This is a genomic window from Croceibacterium atlanticum, assembly GCF_001008165.2.
Taxonomy (GTDB): Bacteria; Pseudomonadota; Alphaproteobacteria; order Sphingomonadales; family Sphingomonadaceae; genus Croceibacterium_C; species Croceibacterium_C atlanticum.
The window spans coordinates 843,428-863,146 of sequence record NZ_CP011452.2; the positions used below are offsets into that span (position 1 = coordinate 843,428).

21 protein-coding genes are annotated in these 19,719 nt (G+C 61.5%); 8 read left to right on the top strand and 13 right to left on the bottom strand.

Going from position 1 to position 19,719, the window contains the following annotated elements; genetic code table 11:
* Positions 1-83 precede the first annotated feature (83 nt).
* Together WYH_RS03945 and aspS are read right to left on the bottom strand one after the other, a co-directional pair.
* On the bottom strand, positions 84-320 hold the full coding sequence (locus tag WYH_RS03945) for an acyl carrier protein (protein ID WP_039094202.1): 237 nt from the start codon (positions 318-320) through the stop codon (positions 84-86).
* 126 nt (positions 321-446) lie between these two features.
* The gene (gene aspS, locus WYH_RS03950) at positions 447-2,267 is read right to left on the bottom strand and encodes an aspartate--tRNA ligase (RefSeq protein ID WP_046902799.1); all 1,821 of its coding nucleotides are present in this window, start codon (positions 2,265-2,267) and stop codon (positions 447-449) included.
* 115 nt (positions 2,268-2,382) lie between these two features.
* On the opposite strand from aspS, the gene rnd reads away from it, so the two are divergent.
* Positions 2,383-3,597 carry a ribonuclease D gene (gene rnd, locus WYH_RS03955; protein ID WP_046902800.1) on the top strand — a complete coding sequence of 405 codons (1,215 nt, stop codon included), beginning with the start codon at positions 2,383-2,385 and terminating at the stop codon, positions 3,595-3,597.
* Positions 3,594-4,490 carry a hydrogen peroxide-inducible genes activator gene (locus WYH_RS03960; RefSeq protein ID WP_046902801.1) on the top strand — a complete coding sequence of 299 codons (897 nt, stop codon included), beginning with the start codon at positions 3,594-3,596 and terminating at the stop codon, positions 4,488-4,490. Before rnd ends, WYH_RS03960 begins: the two co-directional genes overlap by 4 nt.
* Before the next feature lie 12 nt (positions 4,491-4,502).
* Here the strand turns inward: WYH_RS03960 and pgsA are convergent, their stop codons facing one another.
* The gene (pgsA, locus tag WYH_RS03965) at positions 4,503-5,069 is read right to left on the bottom strand and encodes a CDP-diacylglycerol--glycerol-3-phosphate 3-phosphatidyltransferase (RefSeq protein ID WP_046902802.1); all 567 of its coding nucleotides are present in this window, start codon (positions 5,067-5,069) and stop codon (positions 4,503-4,505) included.
* A 117-nt stretch (positions 5,070-5,186) separates the two neighbouring features.
* Here pgsA and WYH_RS03970 point away from each other — a divergent pair, with 117 nt between their 5' ends.
* Positions 5,187-6,587, top strand: coding sequence for an MFS transporter (locus tag WYH_RS03970; RefSeq protein WP_046902803.1), 1,401 nt, complete (start codon positions 5,187-5,189; stop codon positions 6,585-6,587).
* Between the two features lie 39 nt (positions 6,588-6,626).
* Here the strand turns inward: WYH_RS03970 and WYH_RS03975 are convergent, their stop codons facing one another.
* The 3 genes from WYH_RS03975 to WYH_RS03985 form a co-directional block, all read right to left on the bottom strand.
* A complete protein-coding gene (locus tag WYH_RS03975; protein WP_046902804.1) occupies positions 6,627-6,833 on the bottom strand; it encodes a hypothetical protein in 207 nt (68 codons plus the stop codon).
* 133 nt (positions 6,834-6,966) lie between these two features.
* Complete coding sequence (locus WYH_RS03980) at positions 6,967-7,137, bottom strand: CsbD family protein (RefSeq protein WP_046902805.1); 171 nt, start codon at positions 7,135-7,137, stop codon at positions 6,967-6,969.
* Positions 7,138-7,220: 83 nt separating this feature from the next.
* Positions 7,221-7,634, bottom strand: coding sequence for an EVE domain-containing protein (locus tag WYH_RS03985; protein ID WP_046902806.1), 414 nt, complete (start codon positions 7,632-7,634; stop codon positions 7,221-7,223).
* A gap of 109 nt (positions 7,635-7,743) precedes the next feature.
* Between WYH_RS03985 and WYH_RS03990 the strand changes: the two genes are divergently transcribed.
* The 5 genes from WYH_RS03990 to WYH_RS04010 are packed head-to-tail and all read left to right on the top strand — an operon-like array spanning position 7,744 to position 13,027.
* The gene (locus tag WYH_RS03990) at positions 7,744-9,411 is read left to right on the top strand and encodes a putative bifunctional diguanylate cyclase/phosphodiesterase (protein ID WP_046902807.1); all 1,668 of its coding nucleotides are present in this window, start codon (positions 7,744-7,746) and stop codon (positions 9,409-9,411) included.
* Positions 9,412-9,460: 49 nt separating this feature from the next.
* Positions 9,461-10,270, top strand: a complete 810-nt coding sequence (gene dapF, locus WYH_RS03995; RefSeq protein WP_046902808.1) for a diaminopimelate epimerase — start codon at positions 9,461-9,463, stop codon at positions 10,268-10,270.
* On the top strand, positions 10,267-11,463 hold the full coding sequence (locus WYH_RS04000; protein ID WP_046902809.1) for a MiaB/RimO family radical SAM methylthiotransferase: 1,197 nt from the start codon (positions 10,267-10,269) through the stop codon (positions 11,461-11,463). The genes dapF and WYH_RS04000 overlap by 4 nt, the downstream gene beginning before the upstream one ends.
* On the top strand, positions 11,460-12,383 hold the full coding sequence (gene ftsY / locus WYH_RS04005) for a signal recognition particle-docking protein FtsY (protein ID WP_046902810.1): 924 nt from the start codon (positions 11,460-11,462) through the stop codon (positions 12,381-12,383). The genes WYH_RS04000 and ftsY overlap by 4 nt, the downstream gene beginning before the upstream one ends.
* The gene (locus WYH_RS04010; RefSeq protein WP_046902811.1) at positions 12,383-13,027 is read left to right on the top strand and encodes an inner membrane-spanning protein YciB; all 645 of its coding nucleotides are present in this window, start codon (positions 12,383-12,385) and stop codon (positions 13,025-13,027) included. Before ftsY ends, WYH_RS04010 begins: the two co-directional genes overlap by 1 nt.
* Before the next feature lie 92 nt (positions 13,028-13,119).
* Here the strand turns inward: WYH_RS04010 and WYH_RS04015 are convergent, their stop codons facing one another.
* The 7 genes from WYH_RS04015 to ccmE form a co-directional block, all read right to left on the bottom strand.
* Positions 13,120-13,668, bottom strand: a complete 549-nt coding sequence (locus WYH_RS04015; protein WP_244877956.1) for a GNAT family N-acetyltransferase — start codon at positions 13,666-13,668, stop codon at positions 13,120-13,122.
* Between the two features lie 22 nt (positions 13,669-13,690).
* Entirely contained in the window at positions 13,691-15,586 is a 1,896-nt protein-coding gene (locus WYH_RS04020) for a potassium transporter Kup (RefSeq protein ID WP_046902812.1), read from the bottom strand.
* Positions 15,587-15,678: 92 nt separating this feature from the next.
* Complete coding sequence (locus WYH_RS04025; protein ID WP_046902813.1) at positions 15,679-16,341, bottom strand: tetratricopeptide repeat protein; 663 nt, start codon at positions 16,339-16,341, stop codon at positions 15,679-15,681.
* Positions 16,338-16,766 (bottom strand): cytochrome c-type biogenesis protein, encoded by a 429-nt coding sequence (locus tag WYH_RS04030; protein WP_156320063.1) that lies wholly within the window; start codon positions 16,764-16,766, stop codon positions 16,338-16,340. The genes WYH_RS04025 and WYH_RS04030 overlap by 4 nt, the downstream gene beginning before the upstream one ends.
* Positions 16,766-17,302, bottom strand: a complete 537-nt coding sequence (locus WYH_RS04035) for a DsbE family thiol:disulfide interchange protein (RefSeq protein ID WP_046902815.1) — start codon at positions 17,300-17,302, stop codon at positions 16,766-16,768. The genes WYH_RS04030 and WYH_RS04035 overlap by 1 nt, the downstream gene beginning before the upstream one ends.
* On the bottom strand, positions 17,299-19,254 hold the full coding sequence (locus WYH_RS04040; RefSeq protein WP_046902816.1) for a heme lyase CcmF/NrfE family subunit: 1,956 nt from the start codon (positions 19,252-19,254) through the stop codon (positions 17,299-17,301). The genes WYH_RS04035 and WYH_RS04040 overlap by 4 nt, the downstream gene beginning before the upstream one ends.
* Positions 19,251-19,712: a cytochrome c maturation protein CcmE gene (gene ccmE, locus WYH_RS04045; protein ID WP_046902817.1), complete on the bottom strand. Its 462-nt coding sequence runs from the start codon at positions 19,710-19,712 to the stop codon at positions 19,251-19,253. Before ccmE ends, WYH_RS04040 begins: the two co-directional genes overlap by 4 nt.
* Between the last annotated feature and the right edge of the window lie 7 nt (positions 19,713-19,719).

A 19,719-nucleotide genomic window follows, 5' to 3' on the forward strand; every position in this document is an offset into this window, starting at 1 on the left:
ACGAAAGGCCCAGCCTGTTCGGGCCGAGCCTTCCATCCCCGTCCGCGTCCGGCGGGACCTTTCGCGGCGGGGGCGAGCCGGGCTTAGCCCTTGTGCTCTTCAATATACTTGTTGGCGTCACCAACCGTGTTGATCTTCTCGGCCGCATCGTCCGGAATTTCGACGCCGAATTCTTCCTCGAACGCCATGACCAGTTCGACGATGTCGAGGCTGTCGGCACCGAGATCATCAATGAAGCTGGCGTCCGGCGTGACCTTGTCTTCCTCGACGCCGAGATGTTCGACGACGATCTTCTTCACGCGGTCGGCAGTATCGCTCATGTTTTGCCCTCTCGAAATCTGGCAGATTGAAAATTGATCTCGCCGTACTGCGCCCCGTGCAGGCTGGCAAGGGGGATGGACCACTGGCTGTAACAACTCTTCCCAGCGGTCCATGTTCCATCGGTCTTACGGTTTGCCGGCCATGTCCACCCGGGCCTTGTCCTCGCCTTCGGCCTTCGGGCGTTCCGCCAGGCGGATATGCAGTTCGCGCAACTGCTTCGCGCTGACCGTATTCGGCGCGCCCATCATCAGATCCTGCGCCCGCTGGTTCATCGGGAAGGCAATCACTTCGCGGATATTCGGTTCATCCGCCAGCAGCATCACGATACGGTCGATACCCGGTGCGGAGCCGCCATGCGGCGGCGCGCCGAGCTTGAACGCTTCGATCATGCCCGAGAAATTCTCGTCCACGGCCTCGCGCGGATAGCCCGCGATCTCGAACGCCTTGTACATGATATCCGGCCGATGGTTCCGGATCGCGCCGGAGCTCAGTTCGTAACCATTGCAGACAATGTCGTACTGCCAGGCAAGGATATCCAGCGGGTCCTGCGTTTCCAGAGCCTCCATCTCGCCCTGCGGCATGGAGAACGGGTTGTGGCTGAAATCGACCTTCTTCTCTTCCTCGTCATATTCGAACATCGGGAAGTCGACGATCCAGCACAGCTTGAAACAGCCCTGCTCGATCAGTTCCAGCTCTTCGCCCACCCGGGTCCGGGCAGCACCGGCCAGCTTGGCGGCGTCCTTTTCCTTGCCGGCGGCAAAGAACAGGCCGTCATTTTCACCCAGGCCAAGCTCGTCATAAATCTTCTGCATGTTCTCGGCGCCGTGATTCTTGGCAATCGGACCACCGAATTCACCCGATTTGCGGGTGACATAGCCAAGCCCCGCGAATCCTTCGCGGCGCGCCCAGTCATTCATGTCGTCGAAGAACTTGCGGCTCTTTTCATTGGTGCCCGGCGCGGGAATCGCACGCACCACGCCGCCCCCGCCCACGATCTTCTCGAACAGGCCGAAGCCGCTCTTCTCGAAATGCGCGGAAACATCGGAAATGATCAGCGGGTTGCGCAGGTCCGGCTTGTCGGAACCATATTTCAGCATCGCCTCGCGATAGGGGATACGCGGGAACTCGCCAGCCGGCGTCACCGCCTTGCCGCCGCCGAATTCCTCGAACACACCGGCCAGCACCGGTTCTATCGCATTGAATACGTCATCCTGGGTGACGAAGCTCATCTCGAAATCGAGCTGATAGAATTCCGGGCTGCGGTCCGCGCGCAGATCTTCATCGCGAAAACAGGGCGCGATCTGAAAATAGCGATCGAATCCGGCAACCATCAGCAGCTGCTTGAACATCTGCGGAGCCTGCGGCAGCGCATAGAACGTGCCCGGATGCAGACGGCTGGGAACCAGGTAATCGCGCGCGCCCTCGGGGCTCGACGCGCCTAGAATCGGGGTCTGGAACTCGGTGAAACCCTGATCCTGCATCCGCCGCCGCAGGCTGGAAATGACCTGGCTGCGCAGCATGATGTTGCGATGCATGGTTTCGCGGCGAAGATCCACGAAGCGGTATTTGAGGCGTATATCCTCGGGATAATCCTGCTCCCCCGCCACGGGCAGGGGCAGTTCTTCTGCGCGGCTCTGCACGGTCACGCCGCGCGCGAACACTTCGATCGCGCCGGTGGGCAGATTGGCGTTCACCGTCCCTTCGCTGCGGGCTTTCACCTCGCCATCGATGGTGACGACGCTTTCCAGTTTCAGGGCATCGAGCACGGGAAGAGCGGGCGAATCCTCGTCCGCCACGATCTGGGTTATTCCGTAATGATCGCGCAGATCGACGAACAACACACCGCCGTGATCGCGCTTGCGATGAACCCAACCGGACAGGCGGACGGTGTCGCCGACATTCTCGGCGCGTAGAGCGGCACAATTGTGGGTACGATAAGCGTGCATCGCTGACTCTTCCGTTTCTGGGGTCTATGGCGCTAGGAAGCCGGGGCTAACAGGGGATGGCTGCCCGCTTGTCAAGCGGGCGGCTTGGCAATCGCCGCCGTATAGAAAAGCTGAGATGAAAATACACCCGCTGATAACAACTACCGAAGATTTGGCCGATTTATGCGAAAGGCTCGCAAAATCGGAGTTCGTCGCCGTCGACACCGAGTTCATGCGCGAGAACACCTATTACCCATTGCTGTGCCTGGTCCAGGTCGGCAACGAGGAGGAGGCCGCGGCAATCGACCCGCTGGCAGAAGGGATCGACCTTTCGCCTCTTCTCGAATTGCTGACCGAGAATGAGGATGTGCTGAAGATCTTTCATGCCGGCGGACAGGATGTGGAAATCATCTACAACCTTACCGGCAAGACTCCGCACCCCATTTTCGATACGCAGGTGGCGATGATGGCCATCAGCCAGAGCGAGCAGATCGGCTATGCCAACCTCGTCGAAAGCTGGCTGGGGAAAACGATCGACAAGGGCGCCCGCTTTACTGACTGGAGCCGCCGCCCGCTGACCGACCGGCAGATCGAATATGCGATCGGGGATGTCACCTATCTTTCAACGATATTTCCCAAGATCCTGAAGAAGCTGATCAAGACAGGCCGCGGCATGTGGCTGAATGTGGAGATGGAAAAGCTCGCCGATCCGGCAAACTACGCCAATGATCTGGATCAGGCCTGGCGCCGGATTCGCGCCCCAAGCCGCAGTGCCATCGTGCTCGGCCGGCTGAAGGCGCTGGCTGCGTGGCGCGAAACCGAGGCGCAGGGCAAGAACATACCGCGCGGACGCATCATGCGCGATGAAACGCTGGCCGATCTCGCTAGCCATCCGCCCAAGAAGCAGGAAGATCTGGCCAAGGTCCGCGGCCTGTCCCAGGCATGGAAGGAAAACGACATCGGCAAGCGATTGATGCGCGTTATGCGCGATGCCGAACCGCTCCCCAGCGAGGAAATGCCGGAAAAACCGAAGCGCGGCGCCCCGCTGGGCAAGGAAGGCGCGCTGGTGGCCGATCTGCTGAAACTGCTGCTGAAAATCCGCGCGCGCGAGATCGATGTCGCGGCCCGCCTCCTTACCCGTTCGGACGAGCTGGAAGCGCTTGCCGCCGGAATGCGGAACCTGCAGGTTCTGGAAGGCTGGCGCTACGAGGTATTCGGCCGCGATGCACTGGAACTGGTTGAAGGGCGGCTGGCTTTCGCGGTGGAGAACGGAAAGCTGAAAATGACGCATATTAACGAGATCGAGCAAGAAGCCGCTCCCGAACCGACTGAGCCGCAGATAGCCGAGTGAGCACATACCTCCCCACGATCAAGCAGCTGCAATATCTGGTCGCGCTGCACGAACATGGGCATTTCGGCCGTGCGGCGGATGCCTGCTTCGTCTCGCAATCGACATTGTCGGCCGGGATCAGGGAGCTCGAATCGCTGCTGGGCGTAACATTGGTCGAACGCAGCCGGCGGGTGGTGCGTTTCACGCCGCTCGGCAATGCAGTTGTAAGCAAGGCGCATCGCCTGCTGCGGGAGGCCGAGGAACTTTCCGATCTGGTCCAGGCATCGGGCAAACCATTATCCGGCGAATTGCGGATGAGCGTGATCCCCACGATCGCACCATTCCTGTTACCCAAGATCCTGCCGCGCCTGCGCAAGGAACGCCCTAACCTCAAGCTCTTCCTGCGGGAGGAAACCAGCGACCATGCGGTCGAATCGCTTCATCATGGCAGGGCAGATTGCGTACTGCTCGCCCTGCCCTTCGCCACTGGCGATGTGGATAGCGAACATATCGCCGATGACCGGCTCTTCGTGGCCTTCCCCCAGAACGATCCCCGCGATCCGCCCGACCTGATTCCTCCGGCCATGATCGATGAAGGCCGGCTGCTGCTTCTGGAAGACGGGCATTGCCTCAAGGAACATGCCCTCGCCGCCTGCAACCGGCCGGAACTGCGTGCCAGCGCCACCATGATCGGCACTTCGCTGCACACGCTGGTGCAGATGGTGGATAATGGCCTTGGCCTCACCATGTTGCCGGAAATGGCCATCGAGGCCGGAATATTGAACGGCACCCATGTCATCGCCCGCCCGCTCAAGGCACAGAATGCCAGCCGCGAAATCGCTCTGGTATGGCGCAAGAACTCCCCCCGCGCGGACGAATTCCGCCTGCTCGCCCAGGAATTGCGACAGGGCTGATTGGCTTCGCGCCTAATCCATGTGCCTGAGGCCAACGCGGAGATAGTCCCAGCCGGTAATCAGCGTCAGCACTGCCGCTGCCCACAGGCAGGCCAGGCCAACCAGATGCACCCAGGCGAAATGCGGCACGGCACCGCCTAGGATCAGGGCGCCCAGGGCGACGAGCTGGAATGTCGTCTTCCATTTGGCCAGCTTGCTGACCGGCATCGACACCTGCAATCCGCCCAGGAATTCGCGCAGGCCGGATACGGCGATTTCCCGGATCAGAATGATGAGACCCGCGATCACATGCAGGTCCCCCACATGCGGCCCGGTCAGCATGCCCTTGGCGGTCAGCACCAAAATCACGGCCGCAACCATGATCTTGTCCGCAATGGGATCCAGAAACACGCCCAATTTGCTGACCGTACCGCTGGAGCGCGCCAGCATCCCGTCAAAATAATCGGTGATCGCCATCGCGCAGTAGAGGGCGAAGGCCAGGCCATAGCCCAGTTCCCATCGGGGCCACCACAACAAGGCGGCCAGCAGAGGAATCGCGAGGATGCGCGAAAGGGTCAGAATGTTGGGAAGCGTCAGCATCGGTCACATGCCCTAGCCGGTATGGCCAGAAGGAAAAAGTGCCCTCTACGCTTGTCCTTAACCGAGAGGAGGCTAAGGCGGCTCTCGTTAACGGCGATAGGCTGAACCGGGCGGTACATGCTGACTTCCACTTACCTGCTGCGGCAAAGGCGTTTTCTGCCGCTCTTTGCCACTCAATTGCTCAATGCATTCAACGACAATCTGTACAAGAACGCCATGGTGCTGTTCGTCGTGTACAGCGTCTATAACTCCGCCGAAGCGGAAGCCCAGTTCAGCGCAATTGCGTCCGGGCTCTTCATCCTACCCTTCTTCCTGCTTTCGGCCCTTGCCGGACAGATGGCGGACATGCGCGACAAGGCGATGATCATCCGCATGGTGAAGACGGCGGAAATCCTCATCATGGCAGTCGGCGCTGCGGGACTGGTCATGGCATGGCAGGGCATACTGACCACCAGCGCGGCGATACCCCTGATGCTGGTTGCCCTGTTCGCGATGGGCATTCATTCGACATTTTTCGGGCCGATCAAATATGCGATCCTGCCCCAGCATCTGAACCATCGGGAAGTGCTGGCGGGCACCGGCCTGGTCGAGGCAGGTACCTATATCGCCATCCTCGCCGGAACTATTCTGGCTGGCTTTATCGAGGTGGAAATCGCCGCGATCGTGGTCATCGTCACCGCATTTATCGGTTTCGTCACCAGCCGGATGGTTCCCGCTGCGCCGCCGATGACGGAAGAGGACCCGCGCGAATTCGAAACCCTGGCGAATCTCAAGGCCATGGTCACAAATTTCGGCGGCCTGCGGCGCACTGTAATGGCGCCCTTCACCTTCCTTTACTGGACGGTGGGATCATCGGTGAAGCTGGTGAAGAAGACCATGCGCCAGCGCGAAGTGTTCTATGCCATCCTGGCCATCAGCTTCTTCTGGACGATCGGTGCGGTGCTGTTCATCCAGTTCCCCCCGCTGGCGAAAAATGTCCTCCTCGCCAGCAAGGAAGTGGCGAGCCTGTTCCTGGTGATCTTTTCCATCGGCGTCGCCATCGGGTCGGTGGCGATCAATGCCCTGCTGAAGGGGGAAGTTTCGGCCCGCTATGCCCCGATATCCGTCATCGCAATGGGCGCCATGGTGGCGGCCTTCTACTTCGTCTGCCGGATCTGGGCTTCGAGTGTCGGCGCGGGCCCGCTGATGGGCATCGGGGAGTTCATTCTGCAACCGCTGGCGCCTCTCGTGCTGGTCACACTGCTGCTGATCGCCATTGCCGGCGGCATGTTCGTGGTGCCGCTCTACGCCTTCCTGACGACCAAATGTGAAGCGTCGGAGGCGGCGCGTACGGTCGCGGCGAACAATATCGTGAATTCCGGGGCCATGGTTGCAGGTTCGCTGCTGGCCGGCGGGTTGAGCGCAGCCGGCATTCCCATTGTTGAACAATTGCTGCTCAGCGCATTTATGTGCCTTGGTTCGGCCTGGCTGGGTTCCCTGCTGCACCGCGCGGAGAAGACGGCTCTCGCCGCGGCCTGACCGGGTCGGTTGCCGCGCCATTCGCTGCAACCGACCCGATCAGACGATGAAGGTAAAAACCGCCACGAAGCAGGCGCAATAAGTCGTCAGAAAATTCCGGACATCATCGCTGTAGAGCGCGAAACGGGCGCGCCAGGGTGCGAGATTTTCCACTTCCTCTGCCCGCCGCTCGAACACATGGGGCGGCAGGGATGCCCTGAACGGGTGCCGGGCGGACTCGGTCGTGAGGACAAGTGAGCGGCGCATGACTATTGGTTAACCCGGTGGTAACCATTTGCGAGCGCTCCGGAGGCGCTGTCCATAGCCGGGACACAAGCACGCAAAAGAAAGGCCGCTCCTTTCGAAGCGGCCCTTCCTTGTTTCAGACATGCGGAGGCGTTCAGATCTTGTCGCCCAGAGCGCCCTTCACTTCGCCGGAAAGGTTCTGGGCTTCGCCCTTCTTTTCCTGGGCGCGGCCTTCGGCGCGCGTTTCCGGATCGCCTGACTGCTGTTTGACATTGCCGGCCGCTTCGTTGGCGATGCCCTTGGCCTTGTCCTGCAGTTCTCCCATGATGCTTCTCCTGTATCGGCGGGGCGGCGGAATGCCTGCCCTCTTGCCCGATCAACATCTGGGCCGGACGTCGAGTTCCCGGACTAATCCTTTGCCATTGAACAAATTTTTTCCCATTCTTCTGGCCGCACTTCCGCCACGGACAGACGCGAAAGCCGGACCAGTTCCATGTCCTGAAGCGTTGGTTCGGCCTTCACTTCCTTCAGCGTAACCGGCCGTTCCAGCGCCCGCACGGGCTTGATCTTGACCGTCGCCCATTTGCCTTCGGGATCGGTGGGATCGGTCAGGCCTGCCTCGCTGATCGTGGCGATACCTACGATCTCCTTCCCGGTGACGGAATGATAGAAGAAGGTCAGATCCCCAACTTCCATCGCGCGCATATTGTTGGACGCGCGGTGATTGCGCACCCCGTCCCAGATCGTTTCTCCATCGCGGATGAGATCGTCCCAGCTGAAAGCTGCGGGTTCCGACTTCATCAGCCAGTAGCGTTCGGCCATCGGGTCCTCCTTTGCAGCGGACGCCCTAACGGCTGCACCGATAGGGCGCAATTAACCGATTCTTGAGCAAGATGGCGCATAGGGGCCCCAGACCATTTGGGGATGTGACTTGGCCAATTCGTCAGCTGGCAAAACCGACGAACCAACGCGCAGTTTCGGTAAGGCGGAACGCGATGTCGTTGCGCTGGGCATCGCCGTGGCTGCGCTCATCCTGTTCGTGGGAACGGGCGGCACGGTGATGCCGCAAATCGTCCGGTCATGGCTGGGCACGGGCGCCGCACCGGACATGCTGCTGACCAATGCTGTCCTGCTCAATATCGCTTTGCTCATTTTCGGCTGGCGCCGCTATGCCGACCTGCAGAACGAGGTGAAGGAGCGCCGGAAGGCGGAGGAACGCGCCCGGCAGCTTGCCGAAACCGATCCGCTGACCGATTGCCTGAACCGCCGCAGTGGCGGCCCCGCCATTGACGCGCTCTGCGCCCGCGCCCGCGCCAGCCGTTGCGATGTTGCGGTGCTGTTGTTCGACCTCGATAATTTCAAGCAGATCAATGATCTCAATGGCCACAAGATGGGCGATCGCGTGCTGGTGGAAGTCAGCCGCCGCGTGAGAGAATTGCTGCCGGAAGATGCAATCCTGGCGCGTATTGGCGGTGATGAATTCGTGTGCGCCGTGATGTTCGAAGCACTGCAGCGCGGACAGATCGACCAGCTGGCAGAGGATCTGATCGAAAGCGTATCCCGGCCCGTATTCGATGACGGGCTGCGCGTGGAAGCCACCGTTTCCATCGGCATTGCCCGTCGCAGCGAGGATAGCGGGGCGGAAGAACCATTTGGCGGCGAGGAACTGATCCACCGCGCCGATATCGCCATGTATCAGGCCAAGCGCCGCGGCAGGAACCGTTACACCTGGTTCGAAACACAGATGGAAGACGAAATGCGCTTCCGCAACGATCTCGAGACCGGGATCCGCAGGGGCATTTCGCGCGGCGAATTCGTTCCCTATTACGAACAGCAGATCGATCTCGCATCCGGGGAGCTGGTGGGCTTTGAAATGCTTGCCCGGTGGCGTTCGCCGCAATTTGGCCTGGTAAGTCCGGAAACCTTCATCCCCATCGCCGAGGAGATCGACCTGATCTCCGAATTGTCGGAATCGCTTATCAGGCAGGCGCTCAAGGATGCACGGGAATGGGATCCCCGCCTGACTCTTTCGGTCAATATCTCTCCCTTGCAGCTGCGCGATCCATGGTTTGCCCAGAAGCTTCTGCGGATGCTGGCCGATAGCGGCTTTCCGCCGGGCCGGCTCGAGATCGAAATTACCGAGAGCTGCCTGCTGGAGGATATCAATGCCGTCCGCACCATGGTCTCCAGCCTGAAAAATCAGGGAATCCGCATCAGTCTGGACGATTTCGGCACCGGATATTCCAGCCTCACGCAATTGCGATCCCTGCCTTTCGACCGATTGAAGATCGATCGCAGTTTCGTAGCCGAACTGGCTTCTGGCGGTGTCAGCAGTTCGCTGGTCAAGGCGATCATCTCGCTCGGCCGCGGGCTTGCTCTGCCGGTGACGGCGGAAGGGGTGGAAAGCCCGGATGTGCTGGACGCCTTGCGCAAAATGGGCGAACTGAAGGGCCAGGGCTATCTTTATGGGAAACCGGAAGACGCCACCACCACGCGCGAACGTCTCGCCCAGATGCATCTGCTGGTCCAGGGCGAGCTGGCGGCTGATGCCCCGGCGGCCCTGACTTCAGGCAACAGCCAGCAATACAAGGCAGGCTGAACGCTCTCTGGCCATTGCGGTTGCGCCCTGCCGCCCCTAGGTGGCTGGAATGCGCGCCTCCTTCGTCAAGATGCATGGACTCGGTAATGATTTCGTCGTGCTGGATGCGCGGGAAAAGGCCCTGCCCCCCATCACGGCTGGCCTTGCCCGTGCATTGGCCGATCGCCGCACCGGGATAGGCTGCGATCAGTTGGTCCTGTTGCAACCCAGCGCGGTCGCGGATTTCCGGATGCGCATCTTCAATTCGGATGGCAGCGAAGTTGGCGCCTGCGGCAATGCCTCGCGTGCGGTTGCCCTGCTCCATGGCGCGCCAGCCACGGTGGAAACCGGCGGAGGGACGATCGAAGTCCGCCCCAGCCAGGGTGGTGCCGCTGTCGATATGGGCGAACCGCATTTCGGTTGGGATGAAATTCCGCTCGCCTATGCGATGGATACGATGGCCCTTCCGGTCGGGTGGGAAGAACTGTCGAACCCGGTCGCGGTCAATGTCGGCAATCCGCACGCCATATTCTTCGTCCCCAATTGCGAAAAGGTGGACCTGGAAGAACTTGGCCCGATGATCGAACGGGACGCGATCTTCCCGGAACGGGTGAATGTGAATGTCGCCACGGTCGACAGCCGCGATTCGATCCGCCTGCGCGTCTGGGAACGCGGAGCCGGCCTGACACGCGCCTGCGGCACCGGGGCCTGCGCCACTGCGGTTGCGGCCATGCGCCGCGGGTTTGCCGACCGTTCCGTGACCGTCACCCTTCCCGGCGGGCCGCTCCACATCGAATGGGGCGAAGATAATCGCATCACCATGACGGGGCCCGCGACGGAAAGCTTCCGCGGCAGTTTCGACTGGGGTGACTTCGCATGACCCCCTCTGCGAAACTCGCTGATTCTGTTGAGGTCGTGTCACTCGGCTGCCGGCTGAATATCGCCGAAAGCGAACGCATCCGATCCCTGCTTGCGAATGAAAACGACATCGTGGTCGTCAATAGCTGCGCCGTGACGTCTGAAGCCGTGCGGCAGACACGGCAGGCAATCCGCCGCGCGCGCCGCGCCCGGCCGGAGGCCCGCCTGCTGGTGACCGGATGCGCCGCCGATATCGAACGCAGCCAGCTTGCCCATATGCCAGAGGTCGATGGGCTCGTGCCCAATGCCGACAAGCTGGACCCCCGGGCCTGGAACGTGCCGCCCGCGCCGGTGCCGGTCCTGCCCGGACGCACCAGGGCTTTCGTGGCGGTGCAGAACGGATGCGACCATGCCTGCACTTTCTGCGTCATACCGCGGGGCCGCGGGCCGAGCCGTTCGCTGACCATCCCGCAGATCCTGCGAGAGGTCGAACGCCATATGGACCGGGGCGCGCCCGAAATCGTGCTGACCGGGGTCGATGTGACAAGTTGGGGCCATGATCTGGCCGACAAGCCGAAACTGGGCCGTCTCGTCCGGGCCATTCTGGATGAATTCCCCGCCCTTACCCGGCTTCGCATGTCCTCGCTCGACGGTGTCGAAATCGACGAGGAACTGTTCGAGCTATTCGCGGAAGAGAGCCGCTTGATGCCGCATCTCCATCTGTCGCTGCAACATGGCCATGATCTGATCCTGAAACGGATGAAACGCCGCCATTTGCGTGCCGATGCGCTGTCGCTGGTCGAAAATCTGCGAGCAAGGCGACCGGATATCGCCATCGGCGCCGATCTGATTGCCGGTTTTCCCACCGAAGATGAAACGATGCACGAGGCGAATTTGTCCATCATTCGCGAATTGCGCATCGTGCATGGTCATATCTTTCCCTATTCACCGCGCCCCGGAACGCCGGCTGCACGGATGCCGCAGGTCGAAAAGCCGGTGATCAAACGGCGCGCCGCGCAATTGCGGGAACAGGTTTCCGCGCTCCGTGCCGAATGGCTTGCATCCTTGCTGGGGCGCCCGCTTTGCGTTCTGTCCGAAGCGGATGGCACCGGCTATTCACCCGATTTCGCCCGCGTGGCCGTGCCGGAAGGCACGCAGGCGGGCAGTATCGTCAATATCACACCAGGCAAACTCGAGGACGGCCTCCTTCGATGAGCGAATCCAGCTGGACGGACCGCATTTTTGGCGGCTTCCGCAAGACTTCCGAACGCCTGTCCGACAATCTGACCGGAGTGGTCGGCACGGCCAGGCTGGACGATGCCACTCTCGACGATGTCGAGGATGCACTGATCCTGTCGGATCTCGGCCCCAGCGCCGCCGCCCGCATTCGCACGAAACTGGCGGAAAAGCGCTTCGGACTGAGCATTACCGAGCAAGAGCTGAAAGAAGCCGTGGCGGAAGAAATCGCCGCCATCCTGCGCCCGGTGGCGAAGCCGCTGGAAATCACGGCATTTCCCCGCCCGCAAGTGATCCTGGTGATCGGCGTGAACGGCAGCGGCAAGACCACCACCATCGCCAAGCTCGCCCACTGGTTCCAGGAAGATGATTACAGCGTGCTGCTGGCAGCAGGCGATACATTCCGGGCGGCGGCAATCGGCCAGCTTGCCGTCTGGGCCGATCGGATCGGGGTGGACATCGTGAAAGGCCCCGAAGGCGGCGATCCGGCCAGCATCGTGTTCGATGCGGTGAAGCAGGCGACCGATACGGGCATCGATGCGCTGGTGGTCGATACGGCCGGGCGGTTGCAGAACAAGCGTGAACTGATGGACGAGCTGGCCAAGATCCGCCGCGTCCTCGGACGCCTCAATCCCGAAGCGCCGCATGACGTGGTGCTGGTGCTGGATGCGACAAACGGCCAGAATGCGTTGAACCAGATTGACGTGTTCAAGGAAGTGGCTGGCGTTACGGGCCTCATCATGACGAAGCTGGACGGCACGGCACGCGGCGGCGTCCTGGTGGCCGCGGCAGAACAATATGGCCTGCCGATCCACGCGATCGGCGTGGGCGAAAAGATCGACGATTTGCGCCCCTTCGATCCGGACCTTGTCGCGCGCGTGATTGCGGGAGTGGCCTGATGGCTGACGAAACGAAGAAAAAGGGTTCCGGCTGGCTGAGCGTGGCCATCGATTACGGGCCGCTGATCGCCTTTCTCGGCGTCTATTGGCTCTATGCGCCGGAAGACAATACCGATTCCATCGGCGTGGTCCTCGCCGTGGTGCGCAGCACGGGCGCCTTCATTGTCGCCGCGCTGATCGCGCTGGCCCTGTCCAAATTTGTGCTCGGCACGATCTCGCGCATGTTGATGCTTTCCACGGTGCTGATCGTGGGTTTCGGCGGGCTGACGATCCTGCTGCGCGATCCCTTCTACGTGCAGATCAAGCCGACCGTGCTCTATCTCTTCTTCGGCGCGGTGCTGCTGGCTGGCTGGATGCGCGGCAAGGCCTTGCTGCAATGGCTGCTGGAAGCCGCGTTCGAGGGATTGAGCGACGAGGGCTGGCTCAAGCTATCCCGCAATTGGGCGATCTTCTTCTTCTTCCTCGCCGCGCTGAACGAAGCCATGCGTCTGTATCTCAGCTTTGGGGACTGGCTGACTGCCAAGGTCTGGGTCTTCATGCCGCTGAGCTTCCTTTTCACCTTCAGCCAGCTGCCCATGCTGCTGCGCCACGGCCTCGCGGTGGAAAAGGAAGAGGAAGTGGTGCAGAATCCGCCATTCGAGTGAATTGCGGGGACGGCAAGCCCTGTGAGCATCGAAGATAATGGGCCGTCAGTGCACAGCGCAATCGGCCCTGCAAGGCAGCCAGGCTTGAGAAGCTAGGCGCCAATATTCTTTCGCAGCGCAGCGAATTCCAGTTCCTGCGTTTTGGGCAAGCCATAACGCGGATCATCCAGCGGAAAAGGACGCCGCTCCTCCGTTAGAACATATCCGCGCCGCTGATAATAAGCGATCAGTTCGCCGCGTTGCCGGATGACAGTCATCTCCATGGCGCGGGCCTGCCAGTTTCCGGCGGCAAATCGTTCCGCTTCATTTATCAGAATTTTGCCCAGCCCGGCTGCCTGCCTGTCCGGATCGACGGTCAGCAATCCAAGATAGGCGATGGCTTCATCGACCCGGACCAGTTGCACGCAACCGGCAATGTCCGCGCCGTCCATGGCGAGCAATATAACCTGATCCGTATGGCCGATAATCTCTCGCAATGCCGCCACGTCGGTTCTTTGTCCGCCCAGCAAATCAGCTTCATGCGTCCAGCCACGCTTGGCACTATCGCCGCGATAGGCGCTTTCGACCAGCTTGTGCAGCGCAGGGATATCCTGCTCCTGCGCCTTGCGGATCATGATGTCCGCGGCGCCGATAGCGTTCACCCCCAACCCTGGCACGGACAAGCTAGATCTCTACCTGGCTGCCCAGTTCCACCACCCGGTTGGTCGGCAGGCGGAAGAATTCCATCGGGGTTGCCGCATTGCGCATCATCCAGGCGAAGATCTTTTCCCGCCAGACGGCCATGCCCGGTTTTTCGGCGCTGAGCAGCGTCTGGCGCGAGAGGAAGAAGCTGGTCTGCATCATTTCGAACGGCGCGCCGCATGTGCCGATCGTCTTCAGCGCATCGGGCACGTCGGTTTCTTCCATGAAGCCGTAATGCAGCTTCACCTTGTAGAAACCGTCGCCCACTTCCTTGCATTCCACGCGTTGTGACGCGTCGACATAGGGCACATCGGCAATCTGCACCGTCAGCACCACCACGCGTTCATGCAGCACCTTGTTGTGCTTGATATTGTGCAGCAGCGCCGAAGGTGTGCCGCTGGTGCCGGAATTCATGAAGATCGCCGTGCCGGGCACGGTCGCCGCGCTGTTGCGGGCGGATTTGGCGAAGATGTCCAGCGGCAGGCTGACCTCCGTCATCCGTTCGCGCATCAGGCGGCGGCCCTTGGCCCATGTCGTCAACAGCGTGAAGGCAATCGCGCCGATCAGCAGCGGGAACCAGCCGCCATCGGCCACCTTGGTCAAATTCGCAGCGAAATATACACCGTCAACAACGAAGAAGACCAGGACCGCCGGCAGCCCATACCACCATTTCCAGCGCCACACCGCCATCAGCAACACCGCCAGCAGGCAGGTATCGATCAGCATCGCACCGGTCACCGCGATGCCATAGGCGGAAGCGAGGTTGGAGGAGTTACCGAAGAACAGAACCAGCAGGATGACCGAGAAGCAGAGCACCCAGTTGATCAGTGGAATGTAGATCTGGCCGTGATGTTCGTCATTCGTGTGCAGGATCGAAAGCCGCGGAATGAAGCCGAGCTGGATTGCCTGATGCGTCACCGAGAATGCGCCGGTGATCACGGCCTGGCTGGCGATGAACGTCGCTGCCGTGGCGAGCAGCACCAGCGGCAGGCGCAGATATTCCGGAGCAAGGAAGAAGAACGGATTTTCGATCGCTTCGGCGGCGGAGGCATCGCCCATGCCGATGATCATCGCGCCCTGGCCAAAATAATTGATCAGCAGACAGGGCATGACGAAGCCAAACCAGGACAGTCGCATCGGACCACGGCCGAAATGGCCCATATCCGAATAAAGCGCTTCCGACCCGGTCACGGCCAGCACGACCGAACCCAGCGCCAGGAAGGCCAGCCATTTGTCGACTACGAAGAACTGGACCGCGTACCACGGGTTCAGCGCGAACAGGATTTCGGGCATCTGCACGATGTGGATGATGCCCAGCACCGCCAGCACCGTAAAATACAGGATCATTACAGGTGCAAACAGCGCGCCAACCTTTTCCGTGCCGCGCTTCTGAAGCAGGAACAGCGCGATCAGCAGCACCAGCGCGATTGGGATGACAAGGCCTTCCATCCGCCGGTCCACCACGGCCAACCCTTCCACGGAAGAGAGTACCGAAACGGCCGGCGTGATCATGCTGTCGCCATAGAACAGGGCCGTGGCAAAGACCCCCAGCAACACGGTGAGCCAACCGTAGCTGGACTTGCCGATATAGCGCGAAATAAGCGCCACCAGCGCCAGGGTGCCACCCTGCCCGTTATTATCCGCCCGCATCAGCAGCGTGACATACTGGATCGAAACCACCAGCGTCATCGACCAGAAGATCAGGCTGACGACACCCAGAATATGAGTATCGTCGATTGCAAGCGGGTGCGGCCCGACAAAAGTCTCACGGAAGGCGTAAATCGGGCTTGTGCCGATATCGCCAAAAACGATTCCAATCGCACCGGCCGCCAGTTTCAGCTTGGCGGAAGTGCGCTCTTCACCTTGTGCAGCGCCCATCGGGTTAAAAGCCCCTTATGCAACTCTTGCGCAGCGAAGCGCGGCGCTTAGCAGCGGCTGGCCCTGCCTGCAACGTGCTGCGCCGCAGCATGTCATTTCTGCCCTTCGGCCGGTGAATTGGCCGCCTCGATCTGGACCAGCAAGGCATCCAGCCGCGCAAGGCGTTCTTCCATCACCGCGCGCCCGGCCGCATCTTCGGGAGCGCCGGCCAGCGCTTCCGCCCAGATCTGCCTGCCTTCCAGCAGGCGCCCGTTGCGGATCAGCGCCAGACCCAGGAAATAGCCCGGTCCAAGTCCACCCTTCTCCACCTGCGAAGCGCGGCGGAAAGCCAGCAAGGCCGGCTGTGTCAGGATACCGCCGGTATGTTCAACCAGGGCATTACCCAGCGCAAGCCACGCCTCGCCATCCTGCGGGTCATCTTCGACCGCACCGCGCAGCAGGGCTGCGGCATTGGCATATTGCCCGTTTCGGGCCATCGCATCGGCCACCAGCAGCTTCTCGTTGCCGGAGCGATCGCCTTCCGCGAACAATTCCTTGCGCGCGTCAACCAATGCCCAGCCCTCTTCGCCCTCGGGCTCGGAACGGGGGGCCTTTGGCGCACCGGGCAGATTCGGGCTTGCCTGCAGGGCATAGCCAGCCAGCCCGAACAGCAATGCGGCGCCCATGCTGGTCCAGCCGCGCCGGTCGACCCGGAAGACGAGCGCCCCCAGAGCGAAGGCGCAAAGTGCCAGCGAAATGGCAAGCAGCCAGGTCATGCCGAGCCTTTCAGCCTGCGGCGGATGATCAACAGACCCACCGCGAGCAATAGAACGGGAATTACGAAGAGCGGCCAGGTCTTGGCACTGACTTCAGGCTTGTAACTGACATAGTCGCCATAGCGTTCCATCAGCCAGCGGCGGACCTCTTCCGGCTCTTCCCCGGCTGCAATGCGGGAACGCACCTGGTGGCGCATATCGCCGGCCATGGGTGCGTCGCTATCGGCGATGGACTGGCTCTGACACTTGAGACAGCGCAGCGTTTCCATCAAGGCCTGAGCCTTAGCTTCCTGCTCCGGATCGTCCAGCTGCGTATAGGCATAGGGCGCCGGCGGCAGGGAATCCTGCGCCAATGCGGGGCCTGTGCCGGACAATGCGGCGGCGAAGATGGCCAAGGCTGCCAGAAAGACGTGGAACCGCCGCATCAGGACGCCGCCTTGCGCAATTCGTCGAGCAGGATCGGCACGTCACGTTCACGAATATCGCCGATATGCTGATAACGGACGATGCCCTCGCCATCGACGACGAAGGTTTCCGGCACGCCGGAAGATCCGATGGAAAGTTGCACGGCGCTGATATCGTCCGCGCCGATCCGGCTGAACGGATTGCCATAGGCGTTGAGGAAGGCCGTCAGATCTTCCGGCCGGTCGCGGATGGCGACGCCAACGATATTGGCGCCATTGCTCTCCAGCTCGGCAAGCTGCGGCGCCTCCGCCGCGCAGGGGACGCACCAGCTGGCGAAGATATTCACCAGTTTGGGCTGGCCATCGGCCAGATCCGCGCGGGAAAGGCCGGGTCGTTCAGGGATGGCAGCGCGCAGATCGAATTCCGGGATCGGTTTGCCGATCATCGCGGAATGGATGAATTCATCCTTGGGCTGCGACAATTGATAGGCGAACAGGCCCAGCAACGCCGCGACCAGCGCAACAATCACCCATACTGCCCAGCGCAAGCGTATCATGTCGCCGCCTCCGAATTTCTGCGGCCATTCGCCTTACGGAGCACACTCCGCCTTTTCACATCACCCGCGACGCGGCCGATCAGTGCCAGCAATCCGCCCAGCGCGATCAGGGCGCCGCCATACCAGACGAAGGTCACGAAAGGCTTCCACCACAGGCGCAATTGCCAGCGGTCGCCTTCGGCCTCCCCTCCCAGAACGGCGTAAAGCTGCCCGTTCCAACGGGTAAGCAGGGCACTTTCGCTGGTTTCCTGCGGGGGCGCCCAGAAACTGCGCGCCTGCGGCCCGACTTCGTGTACCGCCCCTCCGCGATAGCTCGCGCTCAGCCGTGCGTCCAGCGCGGTCCAGTTAGGACCGGCCACGGGCACGACCGAAACGAGGGTGACATCCCACGGGCCAACCTGCGCGGAATCACCCGGCTTTGCCGCCACCAGCTTTTCCTGCGTAAATGCGCTGTCCGCCGACATGCCGAACAACGACACCGCCACGCCGAAATGGGCAATGACCATGCCCCAGACGGGCAGCGGCAGGCGGCGCAGCGAACGGCCCCAGAGTGGAAGGAAGCTCCCCACCGCAACGCATGCGGCGAGCGCAATGCCCAACAAAGGCAGGACAGCGATGCCGGTTACCGCCCACATCGCCAGCGCAACCACTATCGGAATGGCCAGCAGCACGATGACAGGGATTCGCACACGCCTGAAGCTGTCGCTACGCCAGCGCAGCAGGGGACCGATCGCCAGCACTATCAGCATCGGCAGGAAGAAGATCGCGCTGACGGGGTTGAAATAGGGCGGCCCCACGGAAACCCGGACATCGAATGCTTCCGTCAGCAACGGATAGAGCGTGCCGAGAAGGACGATGCCGAGAATGGCGGAAAGGGCCACATTGTTGATGACCAGCGCCCCTTCACGGCTGAGCACGGAAAAACGCTGCCCTTCCGTAACCGTGCTGGCCCGCATGGCGAACAGGGTCAGCGCGCCGCCGATATAAATCGCCAGCAGGAGAAGAATGAAGGACCCACGCTCCGGATCGACGGCGAAGGCATGAACGCTGGTGAGAATGCCGGACCGGACAAGGAACGTCCCGATCATGCTCATGGAAAAGGCGACGACGCCGAGCATGATCGTCCAGGCACGCAGCGCATCGCGCGCGGCCAGTACGCTGGCGGAATGCAACAGGGCGGTCGCCGCAAGCCACGGCATGAGCGAGGCATTCTCGACCGGATCCCAGAACCACCAGCCGCCCCAGCCAAGCTCGTAATAGGCCCAATAGGAACCCGCCGTGATACCGAGTGTGAGGAAGATCCACGCCCCCAGCACCCATGGGCGCATGACACGGGCAAATTCCGGCGTGACCTGCCGCGTCAGCATTGCGCCGACAGCAAAGCTGAAAGCGACGGAAAGGCCGACATAACCGACGTAAAGCGTGGGTGGATGGAAGGCGAGGCCGATATCCTGCAACAACGGGTTAAGCCCCGCCCCTTCCTGCGCGGCAGGGTTGAGCCGTTCGAACGGGTTGGAGGACAACAGCAGAAAGGCATAGAAACCAAGCCCCACAAAGGCCTGCGCCGCCAGTGTCGCCAACATGGTCCGTTCCGGCAGGCGCCGTTCGATCAGCGCAATCAAGCCGCCCGCAAGCGCCATGATCGTGATCCACAGCAGCATCGACCCTTCATGGTTTCCCCATGCGCCGGCCAGCTTGAAGATCATCGGCTTCATCGAATGCGAATTGGCGGCGACCAATGCCACCGACAGGTCAGTGCGGGCAAAAACCAGCAGCAGGCAAAGAAAGGCTATTCCGCTGAGCAGGCCCTGCACAATCGCCGCCGGGCGCACCAGATCGGCCACGCCGCCCGCTTCGCCATCGCTGCGCAGCGCAATGAGCCCGGCGAGCAGCTGCAGGGCAGCAAGCGCCGCGGCCAGCCACAGGGCTACCAGGCCGAGTTCGGCAATCATTCGGACGTTTCAGCCACGGTTGCGCGGGCCTGGGCCGCGGTCATGTCTTCCAGTTCACGCGGCATGTAATTCTCATCATGCTTGGCCAGAAGCTCATCCGCAACGAAGACTCCGTCCGACCGCATCGAACCATCGGCGACAACCCCCGACCCTTCGACAAACAGATCCGGCACGATACCCGAAAAGACCACCGGAACCCGCGCCTCGCCATCTCCCACGATGAACCGCACGGTCACGCCATCTGCCTCTGTCCGGATCGAGCCTTCCTCTACCATGCCGCCAAGGCGCACGGCCTGGCCAGGCGAAGGCGGATTGGCCTGTATGTCGCTTGGCACATAGAAATAGCTGGCCTGGTTGCGCAGGGCCCAGGCCGCCAGCAGCCCAGCGCCGATCAGCGCCACGAGAGCGAGAACAAGCAGCACGAGCCGCTGATGCTTCGGTTTGAATGCGGAGGTCATCGGTCCA